The following is a 12,598-nucleotide window of genomic DNA, read 5'->3' as shown; positions in this document are numbered from 1 at the left end:
TCACCGTCCTGCCCATCGTGGCGATCTTCCGACCCCCCTTCCGGCTCGGAATCGGTCGACTGATCGGTCGCTTTGTTCGCCGCCGACGGATCGACTACCCACCGGGGCAACGCGCTGCCTGGGTCGGACTCTGTGGGACTCATCGGTCGCCACCTCTTCCTCTTGCTCATTCAACGGACGATATCCGGGCGAACATAACACCGGCACCGGACACCTCGAACACCCCGAAAACTGCTGCCGAGCGGCCCCACGGACCGCCGTTGTGTAACCAGTAATTCCGCCTGTTCGGGTAGCAGCTTCTGCTACGTCCAGTCTGAAGTGTCCGTGTTCCGACTATCGTTGTGACGGTGCGTAGCAACGATTTCGACGGCCTCGATCTCACTCGACTGCGGTCCCTTCGATCCTCGCGGCATGACATTTCGACGATCGTCGATCGCGTGGCCGAACACCTCGACGAATTCGATGGGTACGTCGCATTCAGCGGTGGAAAAGATTCCGTCGTTGCTGTCGATCTCGCCCGACAGGCGGACCCAGATGTCCCGGTAGCCTTTTTCGATTCCGGTCTCGAATACCCCGAGACCTACGCCTACGTCGAGCAGATTGCGACGAGGCTGGGACTGGACCTGCACATCATTCGCGCTGAACCAACGCTGCTGACAGTGATGGCCCGGACCGGGGAATGGGACCACGGCGGTAGCCCGTCGGCTCATGTACCCGCACGAGGCTTCGAGACCTTGATTGCCCAGCCTGCCCGGGCTGCGCACACCAAGTTCGGTGACGGGGAGGTCTGGGGCGTGCGGGCAGACGAATCCAGGAAAGGCACCGGCAGGTGGTCGATGTACTACTCCGCTCTCGCACGTGAGATCAGCGAGCGCTGCCAAGGCCCGAACTGCTGCAGCAACAAAGCGGAGCAGCGTCGACACCACGGGGGGACGGTTCACCGCACCGATGGAACTGTGGCCTATGGGCCGGTGTGGGACTGGGCCGCGGACGATGTTCTGGCCTATTCGCATCAGCACGACCTTCCGAGCAACCCTGTCTACGCCAAACTGGCCGCGCTGGGCGCACCTGCAGCGAATCTGCGGGTTTCACACATTCTCGACGGAAATTTCCTCGAATCGGGCAGGGTCACTCGTCTGCGTCGAGGTTGGCCGAGCCTGTTCGAGGAGATCACCGCAGTGCTCCCTCGAATACGCGAGTTCGTGTAGATCGCCATATCGACTGTGCGCGTGTAGCATTCCTGGTACTGAGATTGCACAGGGTGAGTCGGAGGCACACCACACGGTGGCCTCCGACTTCTTTGCATCAGGACCAAACGACCTCTTGTCGGCCGATCGGCGCTAGCTCAGGCGTAGGTTCATGAGGTCTGAACTTTCCGGGTTGAGCTCCAACAACAGGCGATACCCCGGCCCTGTCCGCTCGGTCTCGTCGGGCAGGTTCAGCATTCGACCCACCAGATCGTCTCTGCCGATCTCGTGAGCGAATTGTTCGGCGCTCGCGAGGCGCTGAGCGTAACGCGCCTCATCGCGGGCGTCGAGAAATTTCCTCATCGTGTACATGCCGTAGGCGGCCTGCTCGGCTTCGCGAGACGGAAGCGGGTGGGTCATTGCTTCGAAGGCATCGTCGGTGAGCGGCGATCTGTTTCCCTCCATGTGGTGAAGGTTCTCGGCCACCTGCCGCACAGTCGGAGCCGCGCCCGAAGGCCCGGAGTGAAGTAGATACGCCCAAGGGGTCGAGTGCACGAGATACCGCGGGATATAGCGCTTGTTTCGGCGGGTAGCAGCTGAGATGAGAGCTGGCGGGAAGACTGATGTGGATGGGTTCTCATAAATTTCTTTGACCTTCTGCGCCGCGGAGACTGCGCACCCCCAATCCAACGAGCCCCACATCGGATACGGAACGTGCCCGCCGTGCACCGCCCTGAGGTTGCGTGCGATCGCGTCGTTGTACTGGCCCTTTACGAGAAATCTATCTTCGGGCCACCCGTTGAAGAAGACATACAACGGAGTTGCACCGTCGAGCCTGCTCTTCAAAATCAGGGTCTCGTACTGCTTGACTTTCCCAACTGAGTGTCCGAGCTGCTCATAGCGGTTGAATTTGTGGCTGGCGCGTTTTGCTTGAATACGAAGCTTGATCCACCGCTCGTCGGCCGAAGAACCGATCCACCACTCCCAATCCGCACCGTTACCCGCCTCGACCGCCTTGGCGTATTTCGTCACTCTCAGCGACGGAATACGCTGTTGAAGCTTGATCAAGTTGAGGTCGGTGAGCGTCTCTTCTCCAGGTCCGATACCGCCTGCAATTCCCGTCTCCATCAGATCCCAGGTATCCGAGGCTGCTTCATTCATCGCGTGGACCATGTAATTGGCACTGAAGTGTGTACTCATCCCGGGGCCGACTTCAGGCGGTCTTGCGGTCGCGTCGCGATCGCAGTTCGTCGATCCCGGCGACCTTGTCGCTTTCCGCAGCAAATACAGGGAGCGCACGGATATCGGCAGCCACGTCCGCGACTGTATGTCCGATCGCGATGCCGAACACGCCCTGCCCACCGTGTAGCAAGTCCACTATCTCGTCGTCAGATGTGCACTCGTACACCGAAATACCGTCGCAGAGCAGGGTTACAGATGCCAGACCCTGGGCATCACGCGCACGCAGGCACTCGATCGCAATGCGTACATTCTGCAAAGACACTCCGGCCTCGAGGAGACGACGAATCACTTTGACCACCACGATGTCGGAGAAGACATACAGCCTTTGCGATCCAGAACCGGATGCAGTGCGGATCGACGGTGACACAAGCCCTGTACGGGCCCAGTAGTCGAGCTGGCGGTACGTTACCCCAGTCACTTGCTGGACCTGGGGCGATTTGTACCCCAGACACCCGTTCACGGCGTCGGCGGCGGTGCCGTTCGAGGTCTTGAAAAGCCCCGGCACGATGTCCTCGAACGAACCCTGTTCGCTGCAGCTCACAACTCGCACACACCCTTTATTCGATCGTTCGATGAACGATACCGCTCGGCATCGCTTTCCTTTCTCTCCCGGCCAGCGGGCAACCTCTGCACGTTCGGCCCGCACCGTTACTCGTTGGACAAACCGAGCAGCCATCCGATGAACGGCGTAAGACGAGGAACACCGAACCTAAAGAGCAGAACCACCGCGAGGAAGACGACTATCGTGACCCGCTTGGATCGGAGCTCCGTGAAGGAACGGATCGCTATAGCGGCAGTAACTGCCACTACCAGGGAGCAGAAGTTCAGCACGTCGTCGCCGCTCATCCGAGCAAACCTGCCGATGCAATCGGGGTGAGTGGGGTCATTTCATGGGGCGTGATGCTGTTCATCGCCGCACCGTAACGATTGTGGCACCGATGGCGGAGGTCTTGAACGGAACGTAGAATTCCCCGAATAGGGGAATTCTACGAAGCTTGATCCCACGGGCGTGTCGGACAGTGTTCGGCCACTACCATCGCCGTGCTGACGTTCAGCATTCGCGATCTCCCGCGCTTCCGGTGGCCGTGAACCCGGATCTAGCGCATACCTGCGCCCTGGCAATCACTGCCATACAACCTGTTTCGCAGATGTCATGTGCCTGCCGCGTTACCTTTTGAGCAGTCCTGAGAACCGAGGGCCATGGGTGCAGGTCGGCCGCGGAATCAGCCTGCGAGAATCACGTTCATCGCATTCAGGAGCGCGCCGACAGCCGGGATTCGGGTCGAGCTCGCCGCACGCAACGAACGTGTGACGGCCGGCTCGGTCGGCAGATACCGCACCCCGGCCGTTCGGACTCGCGCGGTGTCCGGAACCAGCGCGACGGCCAGACCTGCTTCGACAAGCGCCAGTTGGGTCGAATAGTCGGACACCTCGTAGCGGATCGTCGGTTCGACTCCAGCTTCGCGCAATGCGTGCACGAGCGCGGAGTGCGCATCCGACCCTGATGGGCATACCGTCCAGATCGATTCCGTTTCGCCGGAGAGGGTTGCCATCTCACGGCTGTCCTCGATCGGTACCGCGAGGTGTACATCCTCGGTGTGGAGCGTGTGGACGTCGATACCTGCGGGGACCGTCGCCGGCCGATGGTCCCAGGACTCGAAGACGACGAGATCGAGGGTGCGGTGCTGGAGACGGTCGAGCAGATCGATTCCTTCTCCGTCGACGACCTCGGGGCGCAGCAGTGGATACGTGCGAGCAAGGTCTGCCAGAGCTGGGACCACCAGCCGACGTAATGCACTTGCGACCGCGCCTACTCTCAGCGCTCCGGCGACGTCGGTGTCGATCGAGGCAAGGTCGTCTTCTGCGGCTTCGGCGAGAGCGGACATGGCGGCCGCACGTGTCGCCAGTGCGCGACCGGCGGGGGTCAGCCGTATCGACCTTCCCTCTCTCTCGACCAGGGTGGTGCCGGCTTCCTTCTCCAACTTGCGGATGTGTTGCGACACTCCGGGTCCGGTGAGGTGTAAAGATTCTGCAGCTCTAGTGACCGAACCTTGTTCGGCTACTGCGGCGAAAACTTTCATCCGATCCCACGACAACATATAAGTGATACTACTGTTTTAGCGGTAGAACTGGCTAGTGGACTTATCGGTTTGTAACTGATTGCCTTGACCAGGTGACCAGAACCGCGATACCGAGAGCTGACGCCGCCGATCGGGGGGTGAGCGGGAATGCGGCGCTGGTCATCGCCGGTGCCGCGTCGCTGTCGCTATCCGCAACCTCGCGCTCCGACGGGAGGGGTCCCCAATCGCGACGGTCTGCCATGGAACTGCGGCGTTGCTTGCCGACACCGCATCCGGAGCAACGTGGCCGTATGCGGCCCTGACGATGACGAGCTTCTCGGACCAAGAGGAAGCCGATGTAGGACTACTCGGCACGCTCCCTTTCACCATCGAGCAAGAAATCCGGCGCCGGGGCGGCACGTACACCGCAGGACACCCCTGGCAGCAGCACATCGAAATCACCGACACACTCATCACAGGACAGAACCCCGCCTCCACCGCGGCGGTCGCAGAACAGCTGGCCCACCGAACCGCAACTTCCTCGACCTCGGCTATCCGTTCGGGGCTTCGCTAAGCCGACGTGCATGCAAATCGAATATCCACGGACGAACAAGGGCCGCTGGTCGGTGACCTACCAGGAGAGCCGGAAGCTCCTCAGATCATTCGATTCGATGGTGTCGCCGTCCCACACGAATCGATCGTCGGGAAGTTCGACGTGTTCGGTCAGATTGTCGAGGCGAAGCGACTGGCCGTGCTCGCGGCTGCTCAGGCCCGCGACGAGGCCGGTTCCATCGTCGATGACCACTGTCGTAGTGAGTCCAGGGGGCGATGTCAGCTCGGTCGACCAGGCCGGACGGCCAGCGTGGTCGATCGCCGTCGGGCCCTGGGTGACGTGCTGAGGTGGTGTGCGGCGGCGCAGGAGTGATCGCGGGCCGAAGAGATCTCGCGGGGTGAACAGTGCGCCGAGGCGGATCAGGCTGGCGGTGTGCTGGTGAACCATCTGTCCATCGATGCGGGCGACGGGCACCGTGTCGGTGGAGCTCGACGATGCGTAGACGATCTCACCGTTGCGTTCGACCCACCAGCGGTCACCGCGGCCGTAGCGGAACTCGAAATGGTCGTCGACGAAGCCTGTGTCGGTCTCACCGACGACATGCAATGAGCCGATCCGAACTTTCCTATCCAATAACCGCTTTCGCAATCTCTACCAGGCTTGATGCACACACACGCGTGACAACCAAGCTTCATGCATCGCCAACCACTCAGGACCGACCGACAGGTTTTTTTATGATGGAAATCTTTACTTTTCCTAAGCAAGACCGGGAAGTTTGGTTAAGGATTCTGAGAGCGGCCCAATGCGATCCGCTTACCCCCAGTAGAGAGGGAATCCATGACGACTTCGCTCACGCCCATGCGCCATCCACGGCGTCGAACCCATTCCGCGACAAGATCATTGTTCACATCCGGCGCGGTGGCATTGATGCTGATATCAGGCGCTGGGAGCGCCTTGGCGCAACCGGTTACTACCCCGTTGCCGACCCCGTCGGCGGCTCCAGATGCGGCGACCGTCGAGCGTGCGCCGGCACCGGCCGAGCTGTGCGTGTCGACGCCCACGACTTCACCGTCCGCGACAACGAGCCCTGCCCCAACGACCGACGATGCCGCCCCCGCCGCATGTGACGCGGTAGATGCGGCACCTACAGTGTCCACGGTTGCACCGAGCCCGCCGACGTCCGCTCCCACCACTACCCCGCCAGCAGCAGCACCGGCGACTACGACCTCAGCAACACCTTCGGGCGAGAAAATCCCGTACACCGGGCTACCTACCGAGAACCCCAACAGCACAATCATTCCCGGTCAGATGCGATCGGACCGGGAGGAATGGCCGGAGCCGTTCACCAAAGAAGACGCCGACCGGGCCGAGGTTCGTGAATTCGAGCTCCAGCAGCGACAAAGTGCCGCGCGCGGGCCTGCGCCGGGACCTGATTGTCAGCAGTACTGGCCCTCGGACAAGTGGGTCTGCGGCGCAATTCGCGACAAGTACAACTCACTCGGAGCTCAGTTCAGCTTCCTGCTGTGGCCAACATCTGACGAACTGGTCAACCCCGACGGGTTCGGCCGCCGACAGACCTTCCAGAACGGCCCGATCTACTGGTCCGCCGCGTCCGGAGCGCACCCCGTAGCGAACCACTTCTTCGCCGCCTGGCAGCGAAACGGGTGGGAAGCCGGCCCGCTGAAGTACCCGACCACCGACGAGATCGTGAACGCCGACGGGCTGGGGCGCAGGCAGGAGTTCCAGGGCGGCACGGTCTACTGGAAGCTGAATGAGGCGTACTTCGTCGGCGGCGCTATCCGGGATCGGTGGGCTGCACTCGGATCCGAGGCACAGAGCGGCATTCTCGGCTATCCGACATCGGACGAGACGCTGCTGCCTGATGGTCAAGGCCGAATGAACCGCTTCGAGAGTGGAGTTATCTACTGGCATCCCAATTTCGGTGCTCACGAAGTGGGTGGCCTGACCCTCGCCCTCTGGGCAATCTCGGGATACGAAGCGGGGCAGTACGGATACCCGACAACAGCGCAATACCTCAATCCCGCCGGTGACCTTGTCCAAGGGTTCAGCAACGGCGAAATCAATCTGACCCAGCTCATGCGGAATGCAGGCAACATCGCGATCGCCGGCAAACAGGTCAACAACATCCTCGCCGAATCATTGAGGCAGTATGCCGAGCGAAACGGCTTCGACCTCGACGAGGTCCTCGGCGAGGGCTCAGGAACTGCGCGGCGCGCGTCGAACGACGGAGGCGTGAGCGTCCCGGCCGGCTACGTCTACGACACGAGCTTGGGGAGTTTGAACGACTACTGCACCAATTCGCCCGATCAGTTCCCGTCGCCGGGTGACAACGCTGACTTCAGTGGGGCCTGTGCACGGCACGATATGTGCTACGAAGCCAATGACGGCAACGATGATGCGATGGCGCAGTGCAACACTGAGCTGCGAGAGAATCTGCTGACAGTGTGCCGAAATGTGTACACGGGTACGTTCGATCCTCGTCGTAGTGCGTGCACAACGACGGCGAGGGAGTACTTCGAAGCAGTGGCACTGGCCCACCCAGGTCAGTACTTCTGACAGCTCGGTTGATCGATTCGACACCGAGTGAACTTTCGCGATTGGATGGAGCAATGAGCAAAGTTTCCGACAGGCGAACTCCGTGGCCCGAGCTGATACTACTTGCATTAGGTGTTGCAGTCGGGCTCACCGCAGGAAAGCTCGACTATGACGGCGTGGGAACGGTGTGCGCGTGGGTGTGCGCGTTCTCCGTCGTGGCCGTTCTGGTCACCTTGTTCCTATCCCCCTTCGGGTCTGCGCTTCAGATGATTGCGATTGGGATCGGTTCGGTCGCCGCGATCTACGCAATTTGGTGGTACCAGCAGCACCAAAATGAGCCGTACATCTTCTCACCTGTTCTCGTCGGCTATGTCGGAGGCGGCCTCGCACTATCGGGGTTCATCACCATCGTCTACCGATCAATCACACACCCCGACAGAGCAAACTCGATATAACGGCAGGACAGTCGAGCGGCGGACTCTTACACAAAGGTCCGCCGCTCGACCCATGCCCAGGGTTCACGACCCAGCTGAACGGCCGAGTGACCCAGCTGAACGGCCGAGTGATGCGCGCGTTCTAACAACGGCTACACCCCTGAGGCTCGCACAAGGAAGTCCTGCACCACCGGGCAGCGAACCAGAGTCGATCACCGGATAGGTTGCGCGGCGTCGGCGGGACACCACTGGTGATCGAGCTGAAGAAACCCTTTGCCATTTCCGATCGGTATCTGGAAGCTGAGGCAACAAATCCACTGTCCCCGTGACGTTTTCGCCCACGCATGGAGAAGACCGGGGGCCTTGACGTCCATCGAGAGCCCCTCCGACCGGACCTTGAGAGGCACCCCGTCACGGAAAGATCCTCCGGACGACCCCGCCACGGTAAGCGCGACGCTGACCAGGACTCTCTGCGGTGGATCGACGATGCGGCGTGTGGGCGGCTCGAAAGTGACGGGCCAGTTCTCGTACAGGGCGGGGGTCATTGCGCGACCGCCAATCGGTGCGGAAGGTGCGTAGCTGCCGCGTCGACGCTGACCGGGGTCCAGCGCAGGCCCTGCTCGCCGAAGGTGGGCGCGGTGAGGGTGTAGCGGCCGGTGCGCTCGGCGATACCGCGACCGTGCACGGTGGTCTCGAGGGTGATCGACCGGATACGGCCCCTGCTCTGCTCGATTCCGCCGTACGCGACAGGCCTCGAGGAAATTGTCAGGTCGAGACCGGGCATGCGGCCGTTCGTGATCGCGAGAATCCCAGCGTGCGTACGGTTTCGGGCCAACAGGGCACGCGCCCGGGTCGGCGGAACATCGCGTCCGTGCACGGTCGTCACGACCAGATCGAGGCCCTCGATACAGATGCTCGCAGCGTCGAGAGGGTCTGCTTGGCCTGGGTCGATCAGATGAATCTTCGACAGGTCGCCGCCCTGCTCGCGGACTGCGAGTAGTCCGAACTTCGACTGCCCGATCAATGCGACGTGGTGGCCGGCCGCGCTGGCGGTAGCGACGAGACTGACGAGGATCGATCCGGCACCGGTAATCGAGATGGCCGTTCCTCGGGCCAGCGCACCGCGTGGGAGGAGTTCTGACAGTGGCGTGGGCACGGGGATGGTGCGCAGGGTCTGTGGACGCACAGGGCCGCTGAGGGTCTGTGCGTCGGCGGGCGGGGCCGTTGGCTGAGATGGGGCGAACAGGGATGCGTCGACGGGCTCGGTGGGTGCGTGGTCACGTCGTCCGGGGATCGCGGCCATGCTGCGTCGGAGCGCGGCGAGCTGTTCGGCCTTGGCCAGGCCGGTGAGGTCCCCGATCGCGTCGACGGTGGCCATGTGAATCGACCTTTCGCCGTACCGGTAGGAACCACTGCACTTTATCGAACGCACGTTCGACTGTCGAATGTGCTGGTGGATGGGTTCAGCGGTGGACGGTGTGGGTGTCGAGGTCGTCTGCCGTGAAGGTCCAGGCAATGTGCCGGTACAGGTGAAGCGTTCGTTTCACCTGCTCGAGGGCGCTTACGACGGCCGGGTCGCTGGGGTCGCGCCCCTCGTCACGGATGGCTGCGCACTCGTCGTCGTCCATGCTGCGTTGGACGCACAGCGCGGCTTCGTGGTTCCCCGGCAACAGTCATTCATGTGAAGGACTGGACGAGCTGCGTCGTCGTTTCCCGGCATGACGGCGCATCGGTCTTCTCAAGCCTGCGTCGAGGCGTTCCAATCTACGTCTAGTTCGACGCGTCGGCCTCGGAGGCGGTTGCTGCGTCGTAGATCAGGTCGTCCGAGCCGTGGTAGCGGTAAACACGCTGTCCGCTGGGCAGAGTCACCCACCCCGCCTGTCCGTGATCGGCGTCCGGATCGAAACTACGGTCGTTGGTCATTCCACACTCTCATTCTCCGCAGGCGGGCGCACCACAGTCACCTTGCTCTTGACGACAATCGGGGCATCCGCAGGCCCCTGCAAATGCTCATCGATCCACATGGGTAGATGCCGCTTCTGCGATGGATACCAATGCCGACGCCAATGCCCCCGAACGACGTGGCGGTGCGAGAGCTTCCCAGATCCTTCCGACGATGAAGCACTGGACGCCGACCGCGGCTGCCGGTACGACAAATACGTCACCTCCCGCATCCGCTTCACCACGCCGTCGTTGTCTCGCATGCGCGCCGACTGCTGGCGGGTGGACTCCACGAACTTGTCGCGTCGCAGCATGTTCACCATCGAGAAGAACGTTCGCGCAACGTAATCCAGGTCATTCATGGCGGTCACGGAATGCGCAGGTTCGTCGGGACCGACGTCCGTGAAACCCGCGCCTCCGGATCGGTTCGGTGCACTGGGCGCGGTATCGGACTCCGCTGGGCTGAGCTGGACCTCGGCGAAAGGAAACAACGGTAGGTAGTCGTTGACGACGCGGTACAACCGGTTTCCGTCAGTAGGAAGTGCCCCGTCGGCCCGCGCCAACCACCACCGCAAAGCAGGAACGGTAAGCATGGCTATCAGGAGGACGTCGGTTCCACTTTCACTGTCGCGACCTGTCTCGTTCCACACCAGGACGCGCCCGTGGTCGGGCACTCCGTCTGCTGGAGCGAGATAGAGAACTCCTCTGCTCGAGGGAAGATCTGCCACGGTCACAGCAACGTCGTGGTCTCGATCGGCACTCTGGCCGGCCTCGATCAACGCAGTCATCTCCGGCGTCGCATAGTAGGCATATCGGTCCGCCGTCGACGCGCGCAGTAAGGAAGTGGCTGTAGTAGAGCATCTGGAACCTACGGAAGGGCTGCAGGCCGACATCGTGCGATTCCGGTTCGTCATCGAGCCAGAAGGGCAAGTGCTTGTGGGGCTCCCGCGCGACAGCTTCGACCGGCAGCTTCGTCAGCCGGGACAACCTGTGGAGCATCTCGCCTACGTTGGTCGGGTCGGACCGAAACCGGATGACGTCGTAGCCGCCCTTCAGGAATTTTCCCAGGTAGGTCTCCACCGGCCAGGCTGCGGCCTCGATGGCCTCGAGCACCAGCGGCCACCGCGCGGCGGTGACCTTTGCTTCCAGGACCTCGGCGGCTTGACGGCGGATACGCATGTCGACCCAAAATTGTTGCCCTGGAACGAACTCACCGTCGAATCCATCTCGGCGAACCCGAGTGTCCTTCGCACTCCGGGGCTTCTGCCCTCTTCTGTCCGATCGCCGCGCCATACCTTTTCCTACCCAATCCTTTCCGCTTACCGCTTGATCGCACAGACCATCGAACCTGCGACCGTCGAAACGAACTTCATCATGCCCGATTTCGGCCGCGCGAGGTATGAGCACCACGGAGTCGGCGACGTAGAGGCACAGGCCGCCGGTGCGCATCGAGCCGCGCACGCAGGTGCTTCGAGCGTGAGTTCAGAGATGGCTGGGGTGGTCGACCGACATCGCGCGGGTGCGCGCTCCTCTGCCGGTGATTTCACGTGATTGTCGGCGTGGACGACTCGTTGTGAACGAACACCGAGTTTCCGCCAGCATGCTTCGCGGCGTACATCGCGATATCGGCTCTTTCCAGCGCCTGCTCCAGGCCGGTGGTTGGTGAGCCTGATCCAGGGTGGTGAGTGACACCGATACTCACCGTCGCACTCAGGTCCGCTTGAGCCGCACACCATTGTCGCAGTGCATCGGCCTGGTCGGCTGCCTGCGCGAGTTCGGTGAACGTGACTACTGCGAATTCCTCTCCCCCGGTGCGCGCGGTGATGGACGGCGGCAGAAAGGTGCTGTGTATGGCATCGGCTGTACGTCGGAGAACGACGTCTCCGTGTGCGTGGCCGAACCGGTCGTTGACCAGCTTGAATTCGTCCAGGTCGATCACCATCACCGTGGCCGGACGACGATGGGCCCGATGCTCGACGATCGCCGCGTCGAAGCCGCGCCGGTTCCGCAAGCCGGTCAGCGGGTCGTAGAACGCTGTCGCCGCGTCACGGCGTAACAGCAACAACAGTGCATGCGTCAGGATGGGCGCGGAGAACAGAACGAGGGTCAGCACGAGCAGGTAGATGCATGCGAGGACCACGTCTGCTTCGGGCATCACGATCGCTCGAATGAAGAGTGAGACGACGGTAGCCAAGGCCTATACTTGATGTGCCAGAAAGAGTTTGGGGCTGTGGAACGCGGCGATGTAGCTGCCGATAACGCCGAACGCCGACGCGCAGGCAAGCGCGACGAACGGATCGGTAAGCAGCAACAATGCCATGGCAGCGGACAGTTCCAAGAACCCGACGAACACCCGAGAAACCGTCTCACCGGGAAATGGTCCGCACATCCACCAAGCACCGAGGACAGCCAAGCAACCGGCGAGGACATATGCAAATAGCTGTCCATAGACTGCGACGATGCCTGCAGGGGTGTGTACACCGAGGATGCACAGTGCGGCGTAGAGCCAACACCACGCGCCTACCGCGATATGGGCGTGGCGCAAAAGGGGATTGGTGCGGTGATACGCCGTCGTCCACGCATAGTCTGCGGGGTGGGACCACCATCGAAGGAGCAGGCTCATGT

General features: G+C 62.0%; 16 protein-coding genes. 4 read left to right on the top strand and 12 right to left on the bottom strand.

What is annotated here, in order from left to right; translation table 11 throughout:
- The first annotated feature begins 341 nt into the window (after positions 1 to 341).
- Positions 342 to 1,208: a phosphoadenosine phosphosulfate reductase domain-containing protein gene (locus CH275_RS09845; protein ID WP_094677596.1), complete on the top strand. Its 867-nt coding sequence runs from the start codon at positions 342 to 344 to the stop codon at positions 1,206 to 1,208.
- 132 nt (positions 1,209 to 1,340) lie between these two features.
- Here CH275_RS09845 and CH275_RS09840 read toward each other — a convergent pair whose 3' ends face one another.
- The 4 genes from CH275_RS09840 to CH275_RS09825 all read right to left on the bottom strand — a co-directional run bounded on the left by CH275_RS09840 (position 1,341) and on the right by CH275_RS09825 (position 4,510).
- A complete protein-coding gene (locus CH275_RS09840) occupies positions 1,341 to 2,348 on the bottom strand; it encodes a DUF6615 family protein (protein WP_143546738.1) in 1,008 nt (335 codons plus the stop codon).
- Positions 2,349 to 2,400: 52 nt separating this feature from the next.
- On the bottom strand, positions 2,401 to 3,075 hold the full coding sequence (locus CH275_RS09835; protein ID WP_373453695.1) for a MerR family transcriptional regulator: 675 nt from the start codon (positions 3,073 to 3,075) through the stop codon (positions 2,401 to 2,403).
- 2 nt (positions 3,076 to 3,077) lie between these two features.
- Complete coding sequence (locus CH275_RS29450; protein WP_094677590.1) at positions 3,078 to 3,275, bottom strand: hypothetical protein; 198 nt, start codon at positions 3,273 to 3,275, stop codon at positions 3,078 to 3,080.
- 377 nt (positions 3,276 to 3,652) lie between these two features.
- Positions 3,653 to 4,510 (bottom strand): LysR family transcriptional regulator, encoded by an 858-nt coding sequence (locus CH275_RS09825; RefSeq protein WP_176460259.1) that lies wholly within the window; start codon positions 4,508 to 4,510, stop codon positions 3,653 to 3,655.
- A 253-nt stretch (positions 4,511 to 4,763) separates the two neighbouring features.
- Between CH275_RS09825 and CH275_RS09820 the strand changes: the two genes are divergently transcribed.
- Complete coding sequence (locus CH275_RS09820; RefSeq protein WP_094677588.1) at positions 4,764 to 5,063, top strand: hypothetical protein; 300 nt, start codon at positions 4,764 to 4,766, stop codon at positions 5,061 to 5,063.
- Between the two features lie 57 nt (positions 5,064 to 5,120).
- Here the strand turns inward: CH275_RS09820 and CH275_RS09815 are convergent, their stop codons facing one another.
- Positions 5,121 to 5,648 carry a hypothetical protein gene (locus CH275_RS09815; RefSeq protein WP_094677586.1) on the bottom strand — a complete coding sequence of 176 codons (528 nt, stop codon included), beginning with the start codon at positions 5,646 to 5,648 and terminating at the stop codon, positions 5,121 to 5,123.
- A 173-nt stretch (positions 5,649 to 5,821) separates the two neighbouring features.
- On the bottom strand, positions 5,822 to 6,340 hold the full coding sequence (locus CH275_RS29945) for a hypothetical protein (protein WP_256990948.1): 519 nt from the start codon (positions 6,338 to 6,340) through the stop codon (positions 5,822 to 5,824).
- 10 nt (positions 6,341 to 6,350) lie between these two features.
- Between CH275_RS29945 and CH275_RS09810 the strand changes: the two genes are divergently transcribed.
- On the top strand, positions 6,351 to 7,619 hold the full coding sequence (locus CH275_RS09810; protein WP_256990947.1) for a hypothetical protein: 1,269 nt from the start codon (positions 6,351 to 6,353) through the stop codon (positions 7,617 to 7,619).
- 954 nt (positions 7,620 to 8,573) lie between these two features.
- Here CH275_RS09810 and CH275_RS09795 read toward each other — a convergent pair.
- From CH275_RS09795 to CH275_RS09785, 4 genes are all read right to left on the bottom strand, one after another.
- The gene (locus tag CH275_RS09795) at positions 8,574 to 9,410 is read right to left on the bottom strand and encodes a hypothetical protein (protein ID WP_094677578.1); all 837 of its coding nucleotides are present in this window, start codon (positions 9,408 to 9,410) and stop codon (positions 8,574 to 8,576) included.
- An 85-nt stretch (positions 9,411 to 9,495) separates the two neighbouring features.
- The gene (locus CH275_RS29165) at positions 9,496 to 9,702 is read right to left on the bottom strand and encodes a hypothetical protein (protein WP_143546737.1); all 207 of its coding nucleotides are present in this window, start codon (positions 9,700 to 9,702) and stop codon (positions 9,496 to 9,498) included.
- Between the two features lie 100 nt (positions 9,703 to 9,802).
- Positions 9,803 to 9,955: a hypothetical protein gene (locus CH275_RS29445; protein WP_179276079.1), complete on the bottom strand. Its 153-nt coding sequence runs from the start codon at positions 9,953 to 9,955 to the stop codon at positions 9,803 to 9,805.
- Positions 9,952 to 10,761 carry a hypothetical protein gene (locus tag CH275_RS09785; protein ID WP_094677574.1) on the bottom strand — a complete coding sequence of 270 codons (810 nt, stop codon included), beginning with the start codon at positions 10,759 to 10,761 and terminating at the stop codon, positions 9,952 to 9,954. Before CH275_RS09785 ends, CH275_RS29445 begins: the two co-directional genes overlap by 4 nt.
- A 55-nt stretch (positions 10,762 to 10,816) precedes the next feature.
- Between CH275_RS09785 and CH275_RS09780 the strand changes: the two genes are divergently transcribed.
- Positions 10,817 to 11,524 (top strand): hypothetical protein, encoded by a 708-nt coding sequence (locus CH275_RS09780; RefSeq protein WP_094677572.1) that lies wholly within the window; start codon positions 10,817 to 10,819, stop codon positions 11,522 to 11,524.
- Here the strand turns inward: CH275_RS09780 and CH275_RS29940 are convergent.
- Both CH275_RS29940 and CH275_RS29935 read right to left on the bottom strand, forming a co-directional pair.
- The gene (locus CH275_RS29940; protein ID WP_256990946.1) at positions 11,517 to 12,167 is read right to left on the bottom strand and encodes a GGDEF domain-containing protein; all 651 of its coding nucleotides are present in this window, start codon (positions 12,165 to 12,167) and stop codon (positions 11,517 to 11,519) included. The genes CH275_RS09780 and CH275_RS29940 overlap by 8 nt on opposite strands.
- 3 nt (positions 12,168 to 12,170) lie before the next feature.
- Positions 12,171 to 12,596: a hypothetical protein gene (locus CH275_RS29935; RefSeq protein ID WP_256990945.1), complete on the bottom strand. Its 426-nt coding sequence runs from the start codon at positions 12,594 to 12,596 to the stop codon at positions 12,171 to 12,173.
- Positions 12,597 to 12,598: the final 2 nt, after the last annotated feature.

Source organism: Rhodococcus sp. 06-235-1A, assembly GCF_002258785.1.
Taxonomy (GTDB): Bacteria; Actinomycetota; Actinomycetes; order Mycobacteriales; family Mycobacteriaceae; genus Rhodococcoides.
This window is presented reverse-complemented; position numbering and strand designations above follow the sequence as displayed.